Here is a 20,149-nt window from a genome sequence, read left to right as displayed (position 1 = left end):
AGTCCGACGGAGGTGAAGACAGTGGTCGTATTCCGCATCGACAGGCGCAGCGGAGTGGCTACGTACCTCCAGATCGTGCACCAGGTGGAACAGGCCCTGCGCATGGGGGCGCTGGAGGTGGGGGACCGGTTGCCGACGGCCGCTCAGGTCGCGGCGGACACCAGGGTGAACCCCAATACGACGCTCAAGGCGTACCGCGAGCTGGAGCGGGCCGGTCTCGCCGAGGTCCGGCAGGGGGCGGGCACCTTCATCACCCGCTCCCTCGTGCCGGCGCAGGCGGGTTACGAGTCGCCGTTGCGGGCGTCGCTGACCGAGTGGCTGACCGAGGCGCGCTCCCAGGGCCTCGATGCCCGGGAGGCGAGCGCACTCTTCGAGTCGGTCCACGCCGTGGTGTACCCGATCGAGTCGGCCCGGGCGGCCGACTGAGGGACCGCGAACGGCCCGGAACGGCCGGGCGTGCCTCCGGCGAGGCGCGCCCGGCCGTTCCCGCGGCCGCCGTTCACGGGCACGGCCCACCCGTCCTCGGGCACGGCCCACCCCTTCGCGGCGCCCGGAACGTGCGACCGATCGCCGTCATGTGCCGGGGGTTCCGCCCCGGGGCCGTCCGGTCCAGGACGGTCGTCTTCGCACCGTCGGCATCGCACCGTCGGCGTCGCACCCTCTCCGTCGCGACGTCCGGCCCCCGGCGGTGCGCCGGCGCTCAGACCAGTTCCCGCAGGAGTATGCCGGGGTCTTCCACGAGGAACAGATGGCCGCCCTCGGGCACGATCCTCAGCTCGGCTCCGGAGATCCTCGCGTGCGCCCAACGCGCCACCTCCACGGGGACGTTGCCGTCCGCTTCGCCGTGGATGAACACGGTCGGCACGGAGATCGAGGCCAGTGCGTCCGGCAGGGAGCGGGCGTATCCGCTCAGGTCCGTGAGGGCCGCGTCCATGCCCTGGCGACGCCCCTCGGTCGTGTCCAGTTCGGACAGCGCCCGGAACTCGGGGGTGCTCATGACCAGCCGGTCGGCCCGGGGCCAGGCCGAGAGGTCGGAATCCCGGCTGCGCAGCCGCTTGAAGACGCCCGTGCCCGCGAGCATCGCGCCGCCGACCGGTGGGGCCCAGCGGACGATGTGGCTCAGCAAGGTCACGATCGGGATCCGGCGCGCGTATGCCTCCTTGGGGGCTCCGGGAACGGCGGCGGCGGCGAGGATCAGTTTCGTCACCCGGTCCGGGTGCGCCCGGGCCGCGGACAGCGCGTATCCGCCGCCGCCGGAGATCGCCACCAGGCTCGCGCGTTCCCGGCCGAGGTGGTCGAGCAGCGTCAGGAAGTCGTCGTTCCAGCGGTGGAAACCGCTGCCGGGCACCGGATCGGTCTCGCCGTACCCGGGGCGGTCCGGGAAGATCAGGTGCACTCCCGCGTCCGTCGCGGCCCGCTGCAACGGAAGGCCCTCGTAGCGACTGCCCGGGGTGCCGTGCAGCACGATCACGGGTGCGGCGGCGGGATCGCCGTACGAGCAGTAGGCGATGCGGCGCCCGCCGGGCCCTTCGATGCGGACCGTCTCGGGCGGCTCGGGCAGGTCGTGCGTCATCTCTGCTCCTCATGCGGTACGGGGGCGGCGGCAGCGGCGGTGATCCCGCCGATGACGAGGTCGAGGCCGTAGGCGAACCGGCGGTCGTAGTCGTGGTGCTCGATGAAGACCGACATCGCCCGGCGTTCGGGCGGCAGCGGGAGCCGTTCCGGACCGCCGCGACCCAGCCGGATCGCCACGTGTCCGGTGACGAAGTCGTGCAGCGTGCCGTACGCGTACACCGCGGCCCGCTCGTCGAGCCCGGCGGTGCGCAGCGCCGCGACGACCCGGAGGGCGGCGTCGTCGGCGCCGGGCCCCACGAGGGGGGCGCTGCGGTGCGCCTCCAGCACGACGGGGTGGCGCATGAGCAGGTCGTGGAGCTCGTTCGCGAATGTGCGCAGGATGCTCTGCCAGTCCCCGGGCCAGTCCACCGAGCGGGTCGCCTCGCCGACGATCCGGGAGACCAGCGCGTGCCGGAGCGCGTCGACACCGCCCGTCGTGCGGTGGATCGCCATCGGGGACACCTCCAGCCGCTCGGCCACCGCGCGGAAGGTCACCGCGTCCAGTCCCCGCTCGTCGGCGATCCGGGTCGCGGCGTCCAGGATCGCGTCGAACGAGACCGCCCGGGGCCGGCCGCTCCGCGCCTGACCCGCCTTGCCGGGACTTGCCTTGTCGGTGCTCATGTGCCCACCATATCGATACGCGTAACGAAATCACAATGGGAGCATCCATGACGCAGTTGCACGAACTCACGGCCCTCCAACTGGCCGCCGCCTACGAGCGCGGCGACACCACGCCCGCCGAGGTCGTGGACCACTTGCTCGCCCGGATCGAGGACGGCGACCGGGTGGGTGCGTTCACCACGGTGTCGGCCGACCGGGCCCGCGCGGCGGCGGCCGAGGCCGGGCGCGTGCTGCGCGCGGCGGACCGCTCCGGACTGCCGCGCCTGTTCGGCGTGCCCACCGCCGTCAAGGACCTGGAGGCCACCGCGGGAGTACGCACCACGCTGGGGTCCTCGCAGTTCCGTGACTGGGTGCCGGACCACGACGACGAGATCGTCGTGGTGATGGCCGACGCCGGGCTGATCAGCCTCGGCAAGACGACCGTTCCCGAGTTCGGGGCCGCCTGCTACACCGAGCCGGAGGTCGCCGCGCCCGCGCGGAGCCCGTTCGACCCGACCCGCAGCGCGGCGGGCAGCAGCGGCGGCGCGGCGGCCGCGGTCGGCGCGATGCTGGTGCCGATCGCCCAGGGCAGCGACACCGCCGGTTCCGTGCGCTCCCCCGCGAGTGCCTGCGGTGTGGTCGGGCTGAAGCCGAGCCGCGGGCTCGTCCCCGGGGGCCCGGGCGGCGACGACGGCCTGGGGCTGTCCGTGAAGGGGCCGATCGCCCGCACCGTGCGCGACACCGCGGCGTTCCTGGACGCGTTGACCACCCGTACCGGGGCCGGTCTCGTGCACCCTCCCCGGGTGGACGGGGCGGACGGTTACGAGCGCGCCTGCGACGCCCCCGTCCCCCGCCTGCGGGTGGCGGTCGCGCAGGGCTCGGTCTCGGGCGCGCCCGTGGACGCCGAGGTCGCCGCCGCCGTCGAACGCACCGGCCGGGTGCTGGCCGGACTCGGTCATGACGTGTTCGCCCGCGACCAGGCCCCGGACCCCGCGTTCACCGGGGGCTTCCAGGTGATGTTCACCGCGCTGGTCGGCGCCAGGACCGCAGCCCTCGACGAGGCGGCCCTGCGACCGATCGTCCGTCACCTCCGGTCCCGGGCACAGAAGTCGACCGCGGCCGAGCTCGCCGCGGCGATCGGTGTCGTGCAGGCTCGCGCACGGGCCTGGACCCTCGACCACGCGGACGCCGACATCGTGATCACCCCGACCGTGACCGCCCCTCCGACGCGCGTCGGGCAGCTCCGCGACGACACCGACCCGGCCGCGGAACTCGCCGCGATGACCGCGTTCACCGGCAACACCGTGATCGGGAACGCCACCGGGTTTCCGACCATCAGCCTTCCGCTGGGCTGGAGTTCCCAGGGGCTTCCGCTCGGGGTGTCGCTCACGGCGGGCTGGGGCCGCGAGGACCTCCTGTTCGGCGTCTCCGCGGCCTTGGAGGAGGCTCTGCCCTGGGCCGGCCGCTATCCCGGCCGGGACGGGGCCCACGCGTCGCCGACGACCCGCGCCTCCTGACGCCGGGCGACGGCGCGTGCCGGGGCCGGGGCGAACCGGCGTGCGGGCAGGATGATCCGGGTGCCGTCCGGCCGGTGCACGGTCCGGGCCGGTTCGGTGTCCCCCTCGGCCAGGATCGTCGGACCGGCCGCCCGCAGCAGCCGCGCCTTCTCCTCGGTGGTGGTGCTCACCGGTCGCGGGCCGTGCTCCAGGACGCGCCGCACCTTCGCGGGCGGCGCCGCCGGGCTCGGCCATGACCGGCCGGAGCGCCTCCCCGGCGGCCGGGACGGACCCGGCGACGAAGACCCGGGCCCGCTCCCCCAGCAGCGTCGCGACCGCGGGCCCGGGGCGGCCGACCAGTGGCCCTCCCACGCCTCGCCCTACCGCTCCGACGCACCCATGCGCAGTCCCGGGCCCGTCGGCCCCCTTGTCTTTGGGGTGTTCCGCCCCGGTCCGCAGGAGAAGCGTCCCGAGGCGCCCGCGGCAGGACCGGGTGTGCCCGGTCCGGTCCGCATCGGCGACCACGCGCCGAACCGCCGTCCGTCACCCGTCACACGCCGAACTGTCAGTCCTCGTGCCCGAGTTGGAGATCGCGTTCGGTGCGCCCGCCGCCCGCCACCTGGAGGACGGTGGCCACCGGCGGATACCCGGCGGCGATCACCGTGTACTCGCCGGTGGACAGGTCGACGAACCGGAACGCCCCGTCGGGCCCGGTGGTGAGTGTGTCGACCACGTTGCCCGCCGCGTCCAGCAGGGTGACCCTGGCGTCCTCCACGGGACGACCCCCGCTCGCCCGCACCACGCCCCGCAGCACCGCCCCACCGGCGAGTTCGATGTCCTGCCGGGTCTCCCGGGCCGCCTGCACGCTCACCGGCAACGCGGCGGGCCGGAACGCGGGGGCGCTGGCGGCGAGCGTGTACTCCCCTGCCACCAACTCCTTGATCACGTAACCGCCCTCGCGTCCGCTGCGGGTGGACGCCACCACCTCGCCGCGCACATCGGTGAGGGTCACGGCGGCGTCACGCACCGGGAGCCCGTCGGCGGTGACGACGGTCCCGGCGAGCCGCCCCGCACCACCGAGCACCACATCCAGTTCGACGGGCCGCTCGCCCACGGTGACGCTGACGGCCTGCGGCTGATGGCCGCCCGCCGCCGCGATGAGCACGTAGCCGCCTGCGCCGGGGACGCTCAGCGCGTATCGTCCGTCGTCGCCGCTCGCACCGCGCCCCACCTGCTGCCCCTGCACGTCGATGAGAGTGAGCGCGGCGCGCGGGACCTTCGTGCCGTCCGGGTGCTGGACGCTGCCGCAGACCGGTACCCCGGACAGGTACACGGACGCGGTCGTGGCGGGGTGGGCGGGGGCGAGAGCCCGGGCGGCGGGGATCGGGGCGGTCTCGGCGAACGGTTCGGCGGCGTTCTCGGGGCTGTTGTGGGACACCAGCGGTTTCTCCTTGAGGAAGAGGGCGAGGATCAGGCCGAGCACGAGCACCGGCACGAGGTAGAGGAAGATCCGCGGCATCGCGTCGGCGTATGCCCGGATGTAGCTGTCGCGCAGCGCGGGTTCCATGGCATGGACCAGCTGCGGGGTGATCGACTCGGGGTCGGGGAGCTCGGCGTCGGAGGGCAGCCGAGCGGCGAGCGCGTCGGCGAGCCGGCCCGCGAAGAGCGTGCCGAAGACGGCGGCGCCGACGCTGCCGCCGATCTGCCGGAAGTAGTTGTTGGCGCTGGTGGCGGTGCCGAGGTCGGCGGGCCGCACGGAGTTCTGCACGGCCAGCACCAGCACCGGCATGACCAGGCCGATCCCGATGCCGAGCACGGCCTGGGCGATGCTGTACTCGAGCCACGGGGTGTCCGTGTCGAGCCGGGAGAGCAGCCACATCCCCACCGCGGCGAGGGCCGCGCCGGCGATGGGGTGGACCCGGTAGCGTCCGGTGCGCGAGATCAACTGGCCGGAGACGATGGACGCCACGACGATGCCGCCCATCATCGGGAGCATCAGCAGCCCCGATTCGGTGGCCGTGGCGCCGTCGACCATCTGGAGGAAGGTCGGCAGGTAGCTGGCGGCGCCGAACAGCGCGACCCCGACGACCGCGCCGACGAGGGCGGTGACGTTGAAGATCGAGTCACGGAACAGCCGCAGCGGAATGATGGGTTCGGCCGCCCGGCGCTCGACGACGAGGAACAGCAGGGCGGTTGCGATCGCTCCGGCGCCCAGTCCCAGGATGGTGCGCGACCCCCAGGCGTACTCCGTCCCGCCCCAACTGGTCAGCAGGACCAGGCAGGTGGAGGAGGCCGCGAGCAGCAACGCGCCCAGGGCGTCGAGCCGGGGCCGGACGGCGGGCCGGGGCAGTTTCAGGACGACGGTGATGACGGCCAGGGTGACCAGGCCGAACGGGACGTTGATGTAGAAGCACCAGCGCCAGGAGGCGTGGTCGGTGAAGAAGCCGCCGAGCAGCGGGCCGGCGACGGAGGCGAGGCCGAAGGCGGCCCCGATGAGCCCCATGAAACGGCCGCGTTCCCGGGGCGGCACGACGTCCGCGATGATGGCCTGGACGCCGATCATGAGTCCGCCGCCGCCGATGCCCTGAACGGCCCGGAAGGCGATCAGTTCGTCCATGGTGCGGGACCAGCCGGCCAGCGCGGAACCGATCACGAAGACGACGATCGCGAACTGGAAGACGCTCTTGCGGCCGAAGAGGTCGCCGAGCTTGCCGTAGATCGGCAGTCCGATGGTGGAGGCGAGAAGGTACGCGGTGACGGCCCAGGACATCTTCTCCAGGCCGTGCAGTTCTCCGACGATCTTCGGCAGGGCGGTGGCGACGATCATCTGGTCGAGCGCCGCGAGCAGCAGTGTCAGCATCAGCCCGAGGAAGATCAGGCGGATGCGGCGGGGACTCGTCTCCGGCGCGGCGAGCGGCCCGGCGGAGATCGCCCCGGCGTTCTCGGGTCCGGGTGTCCCGGTTCCCCGTCCCGCGGATCCCGAAGCCTGCGGCGCCGCGGTCCCGGTCTGCTCCTCCACCGCGGCAGGGGACGGTGCGGGCCGCGGCGGGGGTAACACGCCCGGTGTCCCGGCGGCCTCCGTGCCGTCCGGCTCGTCCCCCAACAGAGTGATTCCACCCACCACGTGCCGCTCCCCTCGTCGCGTCTGCGCCGCCCTTTCTCGCATCGCGCGATAAGGGAGAGCAAACGCCGACGAGGGGGGCGCGGGCGGCGCACTACGGGTTTCGTCCCCGGTGGGAGCCACTACGGCGCACGACCGGCGGCCCCGGAAAACCACCCGAACCGGTGAGGCCCGGCGGTCCTACTTCTCGACTTCGGCAGCGAGATTGTTCAACAGCTCGTCGTAGATCCGCGCGAGCCCCTTGGGGGCGAACGTCCGCTCGAAGAACCCGCCGATGCCGCCGGCCCCGTTCCAGACGGTCGACACGACCGCCTTCGACCGCCCCTCCCCGGCCGGGGTGACGGTCCACGTGGTGACCATCGAGGAGTTGCGGTCCTTCTCCACGAGCCGGCCGTCGGTGGGCTCGGTGACCTCCAGCAGGCAGTCGCGCACCCGCTTGCTGGTCGCCTGGAGCTTCCAGTGCACGACGGTGCCCTCGCCGTCACCGCCCTCGCGCACCTCGTACTCGCTGAACTGCGCGGGCAGCACCTTGCCGCGGGTCCGCTCGTAGTCGGCCAGCGCGTCGAACACCGTCTCCGCGTCCGCCGCGATGACTCGCTCAGTGGTGGCCTCGACCTGCGCCATGGCTGTTCCTCCAGCACTCGGTTTACGGGGGTGTGCCGAGCCAACCACCTCCCGGACCCCGCTCAAAATCGGGGGTGCCTCCCGGCCGGATCCGGGCCGGGAACCGGCCGGGACCCACTCCGGGACGAAGGGGAGAAAACGATCAAGGGAACATATGTTCTATTCTCTCCCCGAGTGCTACCGAGGAGGCGTCCATGCGCTGGGACCATCTGGTCGAACAACCCGCCACGGCCGGAAGCAGCGCGCTCTTCGCCGCGGAAGCGGTGACCACGCGCACCTTCGACACCCCCGAGTTCCGAGGGATCACCTTCCACGAGATCCGGGCCCGCTCGATCATGAACCGGGTGCCGGGCGCCTCCCGGATGCCGTTCGAATGGACGGTGAATCCGTACCGCGGCTGCACGCACGCCTGCGTGTACTGCTTCGCCCGCAGGACCCACGGCTACCTGGACCTGGACACGGGGATCGGCTTCGACTCGCAGATCGTCGTCAAGACCAACGCCCCGGAACTGCTGCGCGGCCATCTCGCGTCCGCCCGCTGGCACGGAGCGCACATCGCCATGGGCACCAACGTCGACTGCTACCAGCGGGCGGAGGGCCGGTACCGGTTGATGCCCGGCATCATCGCGGCCCTGCGCGATCACGCGAACCCGTTCTCGATCCTGACGAAGGGGACGCTGATCCTGCGCGACCTGGAGCTGCTGCGGCAGGCGGCCGAGGTCACCGACATCGGCATCTCCGTGTCGGTCGGCTTCGTCGACGCCGGGCTCTGGCGCACCGTGGAGCCCGGCACACCTTCGCCCGAGCGCCGCCTGGACGTCGTACGCGCGCTGAGCGAGCACGGCATCGACTGCGGCGTACTGATGGCACCCGTCGTCCCGTTCCTCGGCGACTCCCCCGACCAGCTGCGCGCCACGGTCCGGGCGATCGCCGCGGCCGGAGCCACATCGGTCACCCCGCTCGTGCTCCATCTGCGCCCCGGCGCCCGCGAGTGGTACATGCAGTGGCTCGGGAAACACCACCCGCACCTGGTGCGCCGGTACGAGCGGATGTACGCGGAGGGGGCTTACGCGCCCACGTGGTACCAACGGCGCATCACACGTCACGTCCACGAACTGGCGGCCGAGTTCGGCATCGGACCGTCGCATCGGGGCGCGGCCCGCCGCCTGCCCGCACGACCGGAGAACCCACCGTCGCCCGAATCCCCCGGGCCGACCCAGCTGACCCTGATCTGACCCGGCCCCTGGAAACCGCCATCCGTCGACCCGGCCCCTCGGCCCGATCCCTCCCGTCCTGGTCCCTCCGGGCCGGGAGAACGCCTCTGCGGGATACCTGCCGAAACAGCGTCAATAGGGGCAAACGGGTCAACTCTCGGCCTTCCACGTCCTTTCCGGCGTGAATACGGGGAGCATGCGGCGGGGACTGCGCCTCGCGCAGCCGTGTTCCCCCACCACGGGAGGCCATATGACGAAACGTCCAGGAGTTCTCATCGCCGTGGGTGCGACGGTCGCCGGTCTGGTGACCGTCGCTCCGCCGCCGGCGACCGCCGACACCGGTGCCGGGCCGGCCACCGCCCGGCTCCGCTGGACCGACTGCGGCACCGACGCCCAGCCGCGGCTGCAGTGCGCGTCGGTCGGTACACCACTGGACCATGACGACCCGTCGGGTCGCCGGATCACCCTCGCACTGACCCGGATCCCGCACACCGCGAAGACCTTCCAGGGCCCCCTGCTCGTCAATCCGGGCGGTCCCGGGGGCAGCGGCCGGTCGATGGCCGGCTTCGTCGCGTCGGCGCTGCCGAAGGCGGTGGCCGCGCAGTACGACGTGATCGGTTTCGATCCGCGCGGCGTCGGCCGGAGCAGGCCGGCCCTGGACTGCGTGCCCCAGTACTTCGATCCGCCGCGACCGGGCTCCGTCCCCGACACGCCCGGCGTCGAGCAGGCCAACCGGAACCGCGCCCGTTCCTTCGCGCGGGCCTGCGGGGAGAAGTACCCGGACCTGCTGCCCCACATGGACACCGTCAGCGCCGCCAAGGACCTCGACGTGATCCGCCGGGCGACCGGCGCGGACACGCTCAACTACTTCGGCTACTCGTACGGGACGTACCTCGGCGCGGTCTACGCCAAGCTGTTCCCGGAGCGCGTGCGACGCCTGGTGCTCGACTCGAACGTGGACCCGGAGGGCGTCTGGTACGAGGACAACATCGGGCAGAACTACGCCTTCGACGCCCGCCACAAGGCGTTCGCCGCCTGGGTGGCGAAACACGACAGCGCCTACCGGCTGGGCAGTGATCCGGCGAAGGTGGAGCGCGCCTGGTACGCGATGCGCGCGGCCGTCGCGGCGCACCCCGCGGGCGGGAAGGTCGGGGCGGGCGAGCTGGAGGACACCTTCCTGCCGGGCGGCTACTACAACGGCTACTGGCCGCGTCTGGCCGACGCGTTCGCCGGGTACGTGAACGACCACGACGAGGGCGCGCTGGTGAAGGCGTACGAGCGGTTCGGCGTCGTCGACGCGGAGGGCGACAACGGCTACTCGGTCTATTCGGCCGTGCAGTGCCGGGACACCCCGTGGCCCCGCCGATGGAACACCTGGCGCAACGACAGCCTGCGCGTCGAGGCCAAGGCCCCCTTCTCGACCTGGAACAACACCTGGTACAACGCGCCGTGCGCCGACTGGCCGGTGGAACCGCTGAACCCACCGCGGGTCTCCAACCGGAACCTGCCGCCGGTGCTGCTCTTCCAGGCCACGGACGACGCGGCGACACCCTACGAGGGCGCTGTCACCATGCACCGCAGACTGCACGGTTCCAGCCTCGTCGTGGAACAGGGCGGCGGCAATCACGGCATCACCCTGAGCGGCAACGACTGCCTGGACACCTACCTGACCGACTACCTGGCCAAGGGCACCGTCCCACGCGGCGGGGGCAGCCGGTCCGAGGCGGACGCGGTCTGCGCCAAGTCGCCCGACCCGACACCGACCACCGGCAGGGCGGCGAAGTCGGCACGGGCCGCGGAGGCCCGCAGCAGGGGCAGCGTCCTGCACCGGCTGCTCGGCTTCCGCGGCTGACGGTCGGCCGGCCTCCGCGGCGGACGTTCCCCCGCCGCGGGGGTGTCGTCACACCCGGGCCCCGCCCCGTGCCGCGCCCGCCGACCGCTCCGGCACGGGTGCCGGGCGGCCGGCGGTCAGTCCGCCGTCAACCGGGCCAGCGCGTCGCGCGCGGCGCCGCCGAGCCTCGGGTGCGGAAGGGCCGCTTCCAGGAGCGGCCGGGCCCGCTCGTCCGCCAGCTGCCCGAGCCCCTCCACGCAGGCGAGTGCCACCCGCCAGTACGGGTCGCCGGGGGCCAGCAGGCGTTCCAGCGTGGCCATCAGCGCGGGCACGGACTCCGGCGCCCGGAGCACGGTGAGCAGCCGCACCGGGTGAAGGGCGTACGCGGTGCGCAGGGTGTTGGTCGCCAGCGCGGCGGCGGCCCGGGGGGTGCGGGGGTCGCCGAGGCACGCCAGGGCGTGGGCGGCGCCGACGCAGCGTTCCGGGTCACGGTGGTTGAGCAGCAGGACCAGCGCCTCGAAGGCCCGGCGGTCCCCGGAACAGCCGAGCCGGAACGCGGCGATCTCCCGCGCCCAGAGCGGGCGTTCGGGTTCCACCAGAACGCGGGCCAGTTCCTCCTCGTCGTCGGTGGCCAGCAGCACGCGGAAGGCCGACGACTCCCCCGCCGCCTCCGCCTCGCCCGCCAGCCGGTCGGCCAGTGACCGGTATTCCTCGTCCATGACGCTCAGCGTATCGGCGGGGACTCTGCGTATCGAGTGCCGGGCGCACCCTTGGCCGGCCGGCGCCGACGGGCCGGGCGGATGTGACGTGGCGCACGACCGCACGGGTCTGGCGCGCTCGTTACCCGGGAGTTAATCTCAAGTGAGCGGGACACGATCCCGCCGGCTCCGGTGGCCTGGTGACGCAGCCGTCCGGAGTGCTCGTCGGTTCGGCAGCTTCGCGAGACGTGACTCCGGGACAGAGTCCGTCACCCCTCCCGCTCCGGGCATGCCCTTGGCCCCGGACCGGGCATCACGACACGCAATTCCCGCACGCGCCGCCTCGGTTGCGCACGTTCTCCGTGTGCCCGCGCGCGCTCCGCGCCCTCTCCCAGTCGTCACTCATCATCTGGAGTCCCGTGATGGACACCCCGTTCAGCACCATCGCCGTCATCGGCCTCGGCACCATGGGCACCGGCATCGCCGAGGTCCTGGCCCTCGCCGGTCACGAGGTCATCGGTATCGACACCTGCGACGCGGCGGCCCGCCGTGCCGTCGCCGCGCTGGAGGCCGCGACCGAGCGCGCCGTGCGGCGCGGGCGGATCTCGGAGGAGGAGCGGAGCCAGGCCCTCGCCAGGTTCCGGGTCCACGACGACCTGCGGGCGGCGGCCGACGCGGAACTTGTCGTCGAGGTCGTGCCGGAGTCCTACGAGATCAAGCAGCAGGTGTTCCGGGAACTCGACGCGATCGTCTCCCCCACCACGGTCCTGGCGACCGGGACCAACGCGCTGTCGGTGACCCGGCTGGCCGCCGAGTCGCTGCACCCCGAACGCGTGCTGGGGCTGCACTTCTTCAACCCGGCGCCCGCGATGAAGCTGGTCGAGGTGGTCTCCTCGGTACTGACCGCGCCGCCGGCCGTCGAAGCGGTCACGGCGCTCGCCCGCGGCCTGGGCAAGGAGCCGGTCGCGGTCGGCGACCGGCCGGGGTTCGTCGCGGACGGGCTGCTGTTCGGCTACCTCAACCAGGCCGCCGCGATGTACGAGGCGAACTACGCCTCCCGCGAGGACATCGACGCGGCAATGAAGCTGGGCTGCGGCCTGCCGATGGGGCCGCTCGCCCTCCTCGACCTGATCGGTGTCGACACCGCGCGCACCGTCCTGGAGGCCATGTACGCCTCGTCCCACGACCGGCTGCACGCCCCCGCGCCCGTGCTGAGGCAGCTCAGCGAGGCCGGACTGACGGGCCGCAAGGCGGGCCGCGGCTTCTACACGTACGCGGAGCCCGGCAGCCGGACCGTGGTGCCGGACGCGCTGACCCCGGGCGAGAGCGCGTCGCCGGCCGCCGGGCGGCCGGTGCGTTCGGTGGGCGTCGCGGGCTCCGGCACGATGGCCTCGGGGATCGCCGAGGTGTTCGCGAAGGGCGGCTACGACGTGGTGCTGGTCGCCCGCAGCCCGGAGAAGGCGGAAGCGGCGAAGAACCGGATCGCCACGTCCCTGGACCGCTCGGTGGCCAAGGGACGGCTGACGGCCGGGGCCCGGGACGCGGCGCTGGCCCGGATCGCCCCGGCCGGTTCGCCGGACGCGCTGGCCGACGTCGATCTCGCGGTCGAGGCGGTCGCCGAGGACCTGGCGGTCAAGCAGCAGCTGTTCCGGTCGCTGGACAAGGTCTGCAGGCCCGGGGCGGTACTCGCCACCACCACCTCGTCGCTGCCGGTCGTGGCGATCGCGCGGGCGACCTCGCGCCCGCAGGACGTGGTCGGCATGCACTTCTTCAACCCGGCGCCCGCGATGAAGCTGGTCGAGGTCGTCCGCACGGTGCTCACCGCGGACGATGTCCATGCCACCGTGCGCGAGGTGTGCGGCGAGATCCGCAAGCACCCGGTGGACTGCGGGGACCGCGCGGGGTTCATCGTGAACGCGCTGCTGTTCCCGTACCTCAACAACGCGATCAAGATGGTCGAGGAGCACTACGCCAGCCTCGACGACATCGACGCGGCGATGAAGCTGGGCGGCGGTTACCCGATGGGCCCGTTCGAACTCCTCGACGTCGTCGGACTCGATGTCTCGCTCGCCATCGAGAAGGTGCTGCACGACGAGTTCCGCGACCCGGGCCTGGCCCCGGCGCCGCTGCTCGAACATCTGGTGGCGGCGGGCTGCCTCGGCCGCAAGACGGGACGCGGCTTCCGCGAACACACCCGCCGCTGAGCGGGGCCGACGGGGTACCGGGCGGTGACGGGGCATCGGTGACGGACGACGGCGCCGCGGGGCGCGGGCCCCGGCCCCGCGGCGCGGGCAGGCACGACGCCGGGCCCCGTGGGCCGGGAGCCGGGTGGGGCGGCCTGCTCGAACCTTCGGGCGGACCGCACCCGCGGGCACATTCACCCGCGCCGATGCAGTACGTTCACACCATGTCCCAGCCCGCCAGGTCCTCCCGTGCCACCGCCGCGCCCGATCCGCAGGAAAGTGCCACCGGCACCCGCGCCGCCGCCCAACGGCTCAAGATGCGCCGCGAACTGGCCGCCGCGGCGATGGAACTCTTCGCGACGAAGGGGTACGAGGCCACGACGGTCGACGAGATCGCGGGGGCCGCGGGGGTCGCCCGACGCACCTTCTTCCGGCACTTCCGCTCCAAGGAAGAGGCGATCTTCCCGGACCACGACGACACCCTCGTCAGGGCCGAGGCCGTCCTCAACGCGGCCCCGGCGCACGAGCATCCGCTCGACACGGTCTGCCGCGGCATCAAGGAGGTCATGAAGATGTACGCGGCGAAGCCCGCGGTCTCCGTGGCCCGTTACAAGCTGACCCGGGAGGTCCCCACCCTGCGGGAGGCCGAGATCGCCTCGGTGGCCCGCTACGAGCGGCTGTTCACGCGCTATCTGCTGGGTCACTTCGACGAGCGCGACCACGAGGTCGGCAACGACGACCCGCTGCTCGCGGAGGTGGCCGCGTCCGCCGTCGTCACCGCGCACAACCATGTGCTGCGGCGCTGGCTGCGGGCGGGCGGCGAGGGTGACGTGGAGGCCCAGCTGGACCACGCCTTCGCGATCGTGCGGGACACGTTCGGGACCGGCATCGGGGCGAGCCGGATCACCGGCGGGGAGCCGACGAGGCGGCCGGCCGCCTCGGTGGGGTCCGAGGGCGAGGTGCTGGTCGCGGTGGCACGCACCGACGCGCCGCTCGACGAAGTGATGCGCACCATCCAGCAGGCTCTCGAGGACCGCTGATCGGGGGCGGTCCGGCCTGCTCGTCCGGCCTGCTCGTCCGGACCGCCCGCCGGGCCGAAACCGGTTGCCGGACCGAAACCGCGTTGCCGCATCGGCGGCCCGCGGGTTGTGATGTGCGGATGGACTCCGATCGCGACGTGCTGACGGCCCTGTTCGACCGGGAACTGCGGGAGCAGGCGCGTCCCGACGGACCGGGCGTGCGGATCGAGCGCACCGCCGACGTGGTGCGGCAGGTCGGTGCCGTCGACGACTGGAACGGGATCGTCTGGTCCGCCCCGGGCCTCGATCCCGCCCGGGTCGACGCGGTGATCGCTTCCCAGGTGGACCGTTACACGGCGCTGGGGCATACCGAGTTCGAGTGGAAGCTGTACGCGCACGATCGTCCGGACTGTCTGGCGCGGCGACTGCGCGCGGCAGGTTTCGAGGCGCAGGAGCCGGAGACCGTGATGGTGGCCCGGGTGGCGGACCTGTCCGCGGCGGCGGAGCCCCCGGAGGGTGTCCGGCTGTGCCCGGTGCGGGACGCGGACGGCGTGGAGCTGATGGCCCGGGCCCACGAGCGGGCCTTCGGCTCGGACGCGTCATGGCTGCGGCACCGGGTGTCGGCCCTGCTGGCCGGGGACCCGGACGGTTTCGTCGGTGTCCTTGCCATGGCCGGCGACGAGCCGGTGAGCTCGGCCCGGATGGAGTTGTACCCGGGCACCCGCTTCGCCGGGCTGTGGGGCGGCGGCACGGCCCCGCAATGGCGCGGCAGGGGGATCTACCGGGCGCTGGTCGCCCATCGCGCCCGGATCGCGGCGGAGCGCGGTTTCGGCTTCCTCCAGGTCGACGCCTCCGGGCAGAGCCGTCCGATCCTGGAGCGGCTCGGATTCCTGGCCCTGAGCACCACGACCCCGTACGTGTTCCGGCCGCACCCTCACCGGCCCCGCTGATCGATCATTCACCCGGCATTTCCCCGCAGAACAGCCCTCTCGGCGCTCATGCGTGCCCGGGGGGTGACAAGTGAGAGAAATTGTTGGCACCGAGTGCCTTGTCAGCTGTCACAGAGTGCCATACGTTGAAGTTGTCCGGGTGGCCGACGTACCGAAATCTCGCGTACACCGGCTGTCCCCGCGGGCAACGTGCCCGCGCGCCCGGACGCCTGCGTCACAGGCGAGACCTTCCGCTCCACCGAGCAAGCCGAAGCACCACCAGCCGAACCCGACGGCAACCACCTCCACACCACCCAGCTCCCCCTCCGCCCGCGGGGACGCCCCGGCGTCCCCCCGAGCGCCCCCATCCGCCGGAGGCACCCGTGAAGGAAATCCTGGACGCGATCCAATCGCAGTCGGAATCGAAGGACGGCTCCGCCGCGGAGCGGGCCGCGCGGTTCGCCGCCCTGCCCGTCCCCGAGTCGTACCGCGCGGTGACCGTGCACAAGGACGAGACGGAGATGTTCGCCGGGCTCGCCACCCGCGACAAGGACCCCCGCACATCGCTGCACCTGGACGAGGTGCCGGTGCCCGAACTCGGCCCGGGCGAGGCGCTGGTGGCCGTCATGGCGAGTTCGGTGAACTACAACTCGGTCTGGACCTCGATCTTCGAGCCGCTGCCCACCTTCGGCTTCCTGGAGCGCTACGGGAAGCTCAGCGAACTCACCCGGCGCCACGACCTGCCGTACCACATCATCGGCTCCGACCTGGCCGGTGTCGTCCTGCGCACCGGCCCCGGCGTCAACGCCTGGCACCCCGGCGACGAGGTCGTCGCGCACTGCCTCTCCGTCGAACTGGAATCCTCCGACGGGCACAACGACACGATGCTCGACCCCGAGCAGCGCATCTGGGGCTTCGAGACCAACTTCGGCGGCCTCGCCGAGCTGGCGCTCGTCAAGTCCAACCAGCTGATGCCCAAGCCGGACCATCTGAGCTGGGAGGAGGCCGCGGCGCCGGGCCTGGTCAACTCCACCGCGTACCGGCAGCTCGTCTCGCGCAACGGCGCCGGCATGAAGCAGGGCGACAACGTGCTGATCTGGGGCGCCAGTGGCGGCCTCGGCTCGTACGCCACGCAGTTCGCCCTGGCGGGTGGGGCCAACCCGATCTGCGTCGTCTCCAGCGACCAGAAGGCGGACATCTGCCGCCGGATGGGCGCGACCGCGATCATCGACCGCACCGCCGAGGGCTACCGGTTCTGGAAGGACGAGCACGAGCAGGACCCGCGCGAGTGGAAGCGGTTCGGCAAGCGCATCCGCGAACTCACCGGCGGCGAGGACGTGGACATCGTCTTCGAGCACCCGGGCCGCGAGACCTTCGGCGCGAGCGTGTACGTGACCCGCAAGGGCGGCACGATCGTGACCTGCGCCTCGACCTCCGGCTACACCCACGAGTACGACAACCGCTACCTGTGGATGTCGCTGAAGCGGATCGTCGGCTCGCACTTCGCCAACTACCGCGAGGCATGGGAGGCCAACCGCCTGGTCGCCAAGGGGAAGATCCACCCCACGCTGTCGAAGGTCTACCCGCTGGAGCAGACCGGCCAGGCCGCGTACGACGTCCACCGCAACCTCCACCAGGGCAAGGTCGGCGTCCTCGCCCTCGCCCCGCACGAGGGCCTGGGCGTCCGCGACCACGAGAAGCGCGCCCGGCACATCGACGCCATCAACCTGTTCCGCGACACACCCGCGGAGCAGCCCGTCCGAGCCGGCCTGAACGGCTGAGGTCCACCGATGAGCAAACGCCACAAGGACCGCCCGTGGCTCATGCGGACGTACGCCGGCCACTCCACCGCCGAGGCGTCCAACGAGCTCTACCGGCGCAACCTCGCCAAGGGCCAGACCGGCCTGTCCGTCGCCTTCGACCTGCCGACCCAGACCGGGTACGACCCCGACCACGTCCTCGCCCGCGGCGAGGTCGGCCGGGTCGGCGTGCCCGTCTCGCACCTCGGTGACATGCGGCGGCTGTTCCAGGACATCCCCCTGGAGCGGATGAACACCTCGATGACGATCAACGCCACCGCGATGTGGCTGCTGGCGCTCTACCAGGTGGTCGCGGAGGAGCAGGGAGCCGACGTCTCGGGCCTCCAGGGCACCACGCAGAACGACATCGTGAAGGAGTACCTCTCGCGCGGGACGCACGTCTTCCCGCCCGGTCCCTCGCTGCGGCTGACCACCGACATGATCACGTACACGGTCAACCGCATCCCGAAGTGGAACCCGATCAACATCTGCAGCTACCACCTCCAGGAGGCGGGAGCCACCCCGGTCCAGGAGATCGCCTACGCGATGTCGACGGCGATCGCGGTGCTGGACGCCGTACAGGACTCCGGCCAGGTGCCCGAGGAGAAGTTCGGCGATGTGGTCGCGCGGATCTCCTTCTTCGTGAACGCGGGCGTCCGCTTCATCGAGGAGATGTGCAAGATGCGCGCCTTCGGCCGCATCTGGGACCGGGTCACGCGCGAGCGGTACGGCGTCGAGAACGCCAAGCAGCGCCGCTTCCGCTACGGCGTCCAGGTCAACTCGCTCGGGTTGACCGAGGCTCAGCCGGAGAACAACGTCCAGCGCATCGTCCTGGAGATGCTGGCCGTCACCCTGTCCAAGGACGCCCGCGCGCGGGCCGTCCAGCTGCCCGCCTGGAACGAGGCCCTCGGACTCCCCCGGCCCTGGGACCAGCAGTGGTCGCTGCGCATCCAGCAGGTGCTGGCGCACGAGAGCGACCTGCTGGAGTACGAGGACATCTTCGCCGGATCGCACGTCGTCGAGGCGAAGGTGGAGCAACTCGTCACCGAGTCGCTGGCCGAGATGGACCGGATCGAACGGATGGGCGGCGCCATGGCAGCCGTCGAGTCCGGCTATCTGAAGTCCGAACTGGTCTCCTCGCACGCCGCCCGCCGGGCCCGGATCGAGAGCGGCGAGGAGAAGATCGTCGGCGTCAACGTCCACGAGACGACGGAACCCAACCCGCTCACCGCCGACCTGGACGGCGCGATCATGACGGTCGACCCCGCCAACGAGACCCGGGTCGTCGCCGCCCTGCACGAGTGGCGCGCGGGCCGTGACGAGGCGCGCGCCGCCGAGGCGCTCGCCGCGCTGAAGAAGGCGGCCGCGGGCACCGAGAACCTGATGGGGGCGACCGTCGAGTGCGCGCGTGCGGGCGTCACCACCGGGGAATGGTCCTGGGCGCTGCGCGACGTGTTCGGCGAGTTCCGGGCGCCGACGGGCGTGTCCTCGGCCCCCGTGGCGGTGACCGCGGAGGCCGGTACCCCGCTCGCCCTGGTCCGGGAGAAGGTCGCCCGGACCGCGGCCGACCTGGGGTCCGGACGGCTGCGGCTGCTGGTGGGCAAGCCCGGCCTCGACGGGCACTCCAACGGCGCCGAGCAGATCGCCGTACGGGCCCGCGACGCCGGATTCGAGGTGGTCTACCAGGGGATCAGGCTGACGCCCGAGCAGATCGTGTCGGCCGCCCTCGCCGAGGACGTGCACTGCGTCGGCCTGTCGATCCTTTCCGGTTCGCACGCCGAGCTCGTCCCCGACGTGCTGGCCCGGCTCCGGGAGGCCGGCGCCTCGGACATCCCGGTCATCGCGGGCGGGATCATTCCGCCCGCCGACGCCGAGGCCCTGGTCGGGGCCGGCGTCGCCGCCGTCTTCACCCCGAAGGACTTCGGCATCACGGAGATCATCGGCCGTATCGTCGACGAGATCCGGAAAGCGAACAAGCTCGACCCTCTGGAGGTCCCCGCATGACTGCCGTCAACCGCCCGCCCGTCTCCCCCCACCACCCTCAAACGACGTCCCCGGGGGACGGCACCTCCCGTCTGCGTCCGCGCCGCTCCTGCCTGGCCGTGCCGGGCTCGAACCCGCGGTTCCTGGAGAAGGCCCAGGGCCTCCCGGCCGACCAGGTCTTCCTCGACCTGGAGGACGCCTGTGCGCCGCTCGCCAAGGAGGGGGCGCGGCACACCATCGTCGACGCGCTGAACAAGGGCGACTGGACGGGAAAGACCCGGGTCGTGCGGGTCAACGACTGGACCACGCACTGGACGTACCGGGACGTCGTCACCGTCGTCGAGGGCGCCGGGCAGAACCTCGACTGCATCATGCTGCCGAAGGTCCAGGACGCCCAGCAGGTGGTCGCGCTGGACCTGCTGCTGACCCAGATCGAGAAGACGATGGGCTTCGAGGTCGGGAGGATCGGCATCGAGGCCCAGATCGAGAACGCCAGGGGCCTGGTGAACATCGACGACATCGCCGCCGCGTCGCCCCGCCTGGAGACCCTGATCTTCGGCCCCGCCGACTTCATGGCGTCGATCAACATGAAGACCCTGGTCGTCGGCCAGCAGCCGCCCGGGTACGACGCGGACGCCTACCACTACATCCTGATGCGCATCCTGATGGCGGCACGCGCCCACGACCTCCAGGCGATCGACGGCCCCTTCCTCCAGATCCGGGACGTGGACGCGTACCGCGAGGTCGCCGGCCGCGCCGCGGCGCTGGGCTTCGACGGCAAGTGGGTGCTCCACCCGGGCCAGGTCGAGGCGGCCAACGAGGTGTTCTCGCCGTCGCAGGACGACTACGACCACGCCGAGCTGATCCTCGACGCCTACGAATGGTGCACCTCGGAGGAGGGCGGCAAGAAGGGCTCGGCGATGCTCGGCGACGAGATGATCGACGAGGCGAGCCGCAAGATGGCCCTGGTCGTCGCGGGCAAGGGGCGCGCGGCCGGCATGCGGCGCACCTCCAAGTTCGAAGCGCCGGAGGACTGAC

Annotated in this window: 16 protein-coding genes; 10 read left to right on the top strand and 6 right to left on the bottom strand. The window is 72.4% G+C overall.

The features are described from left to right. Positions 1-21 precede the first annotated feature (21 nt). Positions 22-426, top strand: coding sequence for a GntR family transcriptional regulator (locus ACFC79_RS10180; RefSeq protein WP_376237644.1), 405 nt, complete (start codon positions 22-24; stop codon positions 424-426). Between the two features lie 274 nt (positions 427-700). Here ACFC79_RS10180 and ACFC79_RS10175 read toward each other — a convergent pair whose 3' ends face one another. Both ACFC79_RS10175 and ACFC79_RS10170 read right to left on the bottom strand, forming a co-directional pair. Further along, positions 701-1,573 carry an alpha/beta fold hydrolase gene (locus tag ACFC79_RS10175; protein ID WP_376237642.1) on the bottom strand — a complete coding sequence of 291 codons (873 nt, stop codon included), beginning with the start codon at positions 1,571-1,573 and terminating at the stop codon, positions 701-703. After that, positions 1,570-2,235 (bottom strand): TetR/AcrR family transcriptional regulator, encoded by a 666-nt coding sequence (locus ACFC79_RS10170; RefSeq protein WP_376237640.1) that lies wholly within the window; start codon positions 2,233-2,235, stop codon positions 1,570-1,572. The genes ACFC79_RS10175 and ACFC79_RS10170 overlap by 4 nt, the downstream gene beginning before the upstream one ends. 47 nt (positions 2,236-2,282) lie before the next feature. Between ACFC79_RS10170 and ACFC79_RS10165 the strand changes: the two genes are divergently transcribed. Then, positions 2,283-3,731 (top strand): amidase, encoded by a 1,449-nt coding sequence (locus ACFC79_RS10165; protein WP_376237637.1) that lies wholly within the window; start codon positions 2,283-2,285, stop codon positions 3,729-3,731. Here ACFC79_RS10165 and ACFC79_RS10160 read toward each other — a convergent pair. From ACFC79_RS10160 to ACFC79_RS10150, 3 genes are all read right to left on the bottom strand, one after another. Continuing rightward, positions 3,680-3,901 (bottom strand): hypothetical protein, encoded by a 222-nt coding sequence (locus ACFC79_RS10160; protein WP_376237635.1) that lies wholly within the window; start codon positions 3,899-3,901, stop codon positions 3,680-3,682. The two genes, ACFC79_RS10165 and ACFC79_RS10160, sit on opposite strands and share 52 nt — an antisense overlap. 374 nt (positions 3,902-4,275) lie before the next feature. Then, positions 4,276-6,834, bottom strand: a complete 2,559-nt coding sequence (locus ACFC79_RS10155; RefSeq protein WP_376237633.1) for an MFS transporter — start codon at positions 6,832-6,834, stop codon at positions 4,276-4,278. Between the two features lie 177 nt (positions 6,835-7,011). Continuing rightward, the gene (locus ACFC79_RS10150; protein ID WP_376237631.1) at positions 7,012-7,455 is read right to left on the bottom strand and encodes an SRPBCC family protein; all 444 of its coding nucleotides are present in this window, start codon (positions 7,453-7,455) and stop codon (positions 7,012-7,014) included. Positions 7,456-7,649: 194 nt separating this feature from the next. Between ACFC79_RS10150 and ACFC79_RS10145 the strand changes: the two genes are divergently transcribed. Then, the gene (locus tag ACFC79_RS10145; protein ID WP_376237629.1) at positions 7,650-8,690 is read left to right on the top strand and encodes an Rv2578c family radical SAM protein; all 1,041 of its coding nucleotides are present in this window, start codon (positions 7,650-7,652) and stop codon (positions 8,688-8,690) included. A gap of 229 nt (positions 8,691-8,919) precedes the next feature. Continuing rightward, a complete protein-coding gene (locus ACFC79_RS10140) occupies positions 8,920-10,521 on the top strand; it encodes an alpha/beta hydrolase (protein ID WP_376237626.1) in 1,602 nt (533 codons plus the stop codon). 116 nt (positions 10,522-10,637) lie between these two features. Here the strand turns inward: ACFC79_RS10140 and ACFC79_RS10135 are convergent, their stop codons facing one another. Beyond that, entirely contained in the window at positions 10,638-11,219 is a 582-nt protein-coding gene (locus tag ACFC79_RS10135) for an adenylosuccinate lyase (protein ID WP_376237625.1), read from the bottom strand. Positions 11,220-11,620: 401 nt separating this feature from the next. Between ACFC79_RS10135 and ACFC79_RS10130 the strand changes: the two genes are divergently transcribed. From ACFC79_RS10130 to ACFC79_RS10105, 6 genes are all read left to right on the top strand, one after another. After that, positions 11,621-13,402 (top strand): 3-hydroxyacyl-CoA dehydrogenase family protein, encoded by a 1,782-nt coding sequence (locus tag ACFC79_RS10130; protein ID WP_376237622.1) that lies wholly within the window; start codon positions 11,621-11,623, stop codon positions 13,400-13,402. A 203-nt stretch (positions 13,403-13,605) separates the two neighbouring features. Next, complete coding sequence (locus tag ACFC79_RS10125) at positions 13,606-14,421, top strand: TetR family transcriptional regulator (protein ID WP_376237619.1); 816 nt, start codon at positions 13,606-13,608, stop codon at positions 14,419-14,421. Positions 14,422-14,540: 119 nt separating this feature from the next. After that, on the top strand, positions 14,541-15,350 hold the full coding sequence (locus ACFC79_RS10120) for a GNAT family N-acetyltransferase (protein ID WP_376237616.1): 810 nt from the start codon (positions 14,541-14,543) through the stop codon (positions 15,348-15,350). Between the two features lie 362 nt (positions 15,351-15,712). Continuing rightward, positions 15,713-17,110 carry a crotonyl-CoA carboxylase/reductase gene (gene ccrA, locus ACFC79_RS10115; RefSeq protein WP_376237614.1) on the top strand — a complete coding sequence of 466 codons (1,398 nt, stop codon included), beginning with the start codon at positions 15,713-15,715 and terminating at the stop codon, positions 17,108-17,110. 9 nt (positions 17,111-17,119) lie between these two features. Continuing rightward, a complete protein-coding gene (locus ACFC79_RS10110; RefSeq protein ID WP_376237612.1) occupies positions 17,120-19,132 on the top strand; it encodes a protein meaA in 2,013 nt (670 codons plus the stop codon). Further along, positions 19,129-20,148 carry an HpcH/HpaI aldolase/citrate lyase family protein gene (locus tag ACFC79_RS10105; protein ID WP_376237610.1) on the top strand — a complete coding sequence of 340 codons (1,020 nt, stop codon included), beginning with the start codon at positions 19,129-19,131 and terminating at the stop codon, positions 20,146-20,148. The genes ACFC79_RS10110 and ACFC79_RS10105 overlap by 4 nt, the downstream gene beginning before the upstream one ends. Position 20,149: the final 1 nt, after the last annotated feature.

This window comes from Streptomyces sp. NPDC056061 (genome assembly GCF_042266885.1).
GTDB lineage: Bacteria > Actinomycetota > Actinomycetes > Streptomycetales > Streptomycetaceae > Streptomyces.
Note: the sequence above shows the minus strand (reverse complement) of the source record. Positions and strands in the feature narration are given on the sequence as shown.

Excerpts from the sequence above, each read along its gene's own strand:
- ACFC79_RS10175 (WP_376237642.1), bottom strand. The coding sequence starts at position 1,573 with ATGACGCACGACCTGCCCGAGCCGCCCGAGACGGTCCGCATCGAAGGG.
- ACFC79_RS10170 (WP_376237640.1), bottom strand. The coding sequence starts at position 2,235 with ATGAGCACCGACAAGGCAAGTCCCGGCAAGGCGGGTCAGGCGCGGAGC.
- ACFC79_RS10165 (WP_376237637.1), top strand. The coding sequence starts at position 2,283 with ATGACGCAGTTGCACGAACTCACGGCCCTCCAACTGGCCGCCGCCTAC.
- ACFC79_RS10150 (WP_376237631.1), bottom strand. The coding sequence starts at position 7,455 with ATGGCGCAGGTCGAGGCCACCACTGAGCGAGTCATCGCGGCGGACGCG.
- ACFC79_RS10145 (WP_376237629.1), top strand. The coding sequence starts at position 7,650 with ATGCGCTGGGACCATCTGGTCGAACAACCCGCCACGGCCGGAAGCAGC.
- ACFC79_RS10140 (WP_376237626.1), top strand. The coding sequence starts at position 8,920 with ATGACGAAACGTCCAGGAGTTCTCATCGCCGTGGGTGCGACGGTCGCC.
- ACFC79_RS10135 (WP_376237625.1), bottom strand. The coding sequence starts at position 11,219 with ATGGACGAGGAATACCGGTCACTGGCCGACCGGCTGGCGGGCGAGGCG.
- ACFC79_RS10130 (WP_376237622.1), top strand. The coding sequence starts at position 11,621 with ATGGACACCCCGTTCAGCACCATCGCCGTCATCGGCCTCGGCACCATG.
- ACFC79_RS10125 (WP_376237619.1), top strand. The coding sequence starts at position 13,606 with ATGTCCCAGCCCGCCAGGTCCTCCCGTGCCACCGCCGCGCCCGATCCG.
- ACFC79_RS10120 (WP_376237616.1), top strand. The coding sequence starts at position 14,541 with ATGGACTCCGATCGCGACGTGCTGACGGCCCTGTTCGACCGGGAACTG.
- ACFC79_RS10110 (WP_376237612.1), top strand. The coding sequence starts at position 17,120 with ATGAGCAAACGCCACAAGGACCGCCCGTGGCTCATGCGGACGTACGCC.
- ACFC79_RS10105 (WP_376237610.1), top strand. The coding sequence starts at position 19,129 with ATGACTGCCGTCAACCGCCCGCCCGTCTCCCCCCACCACCCTCAAACG.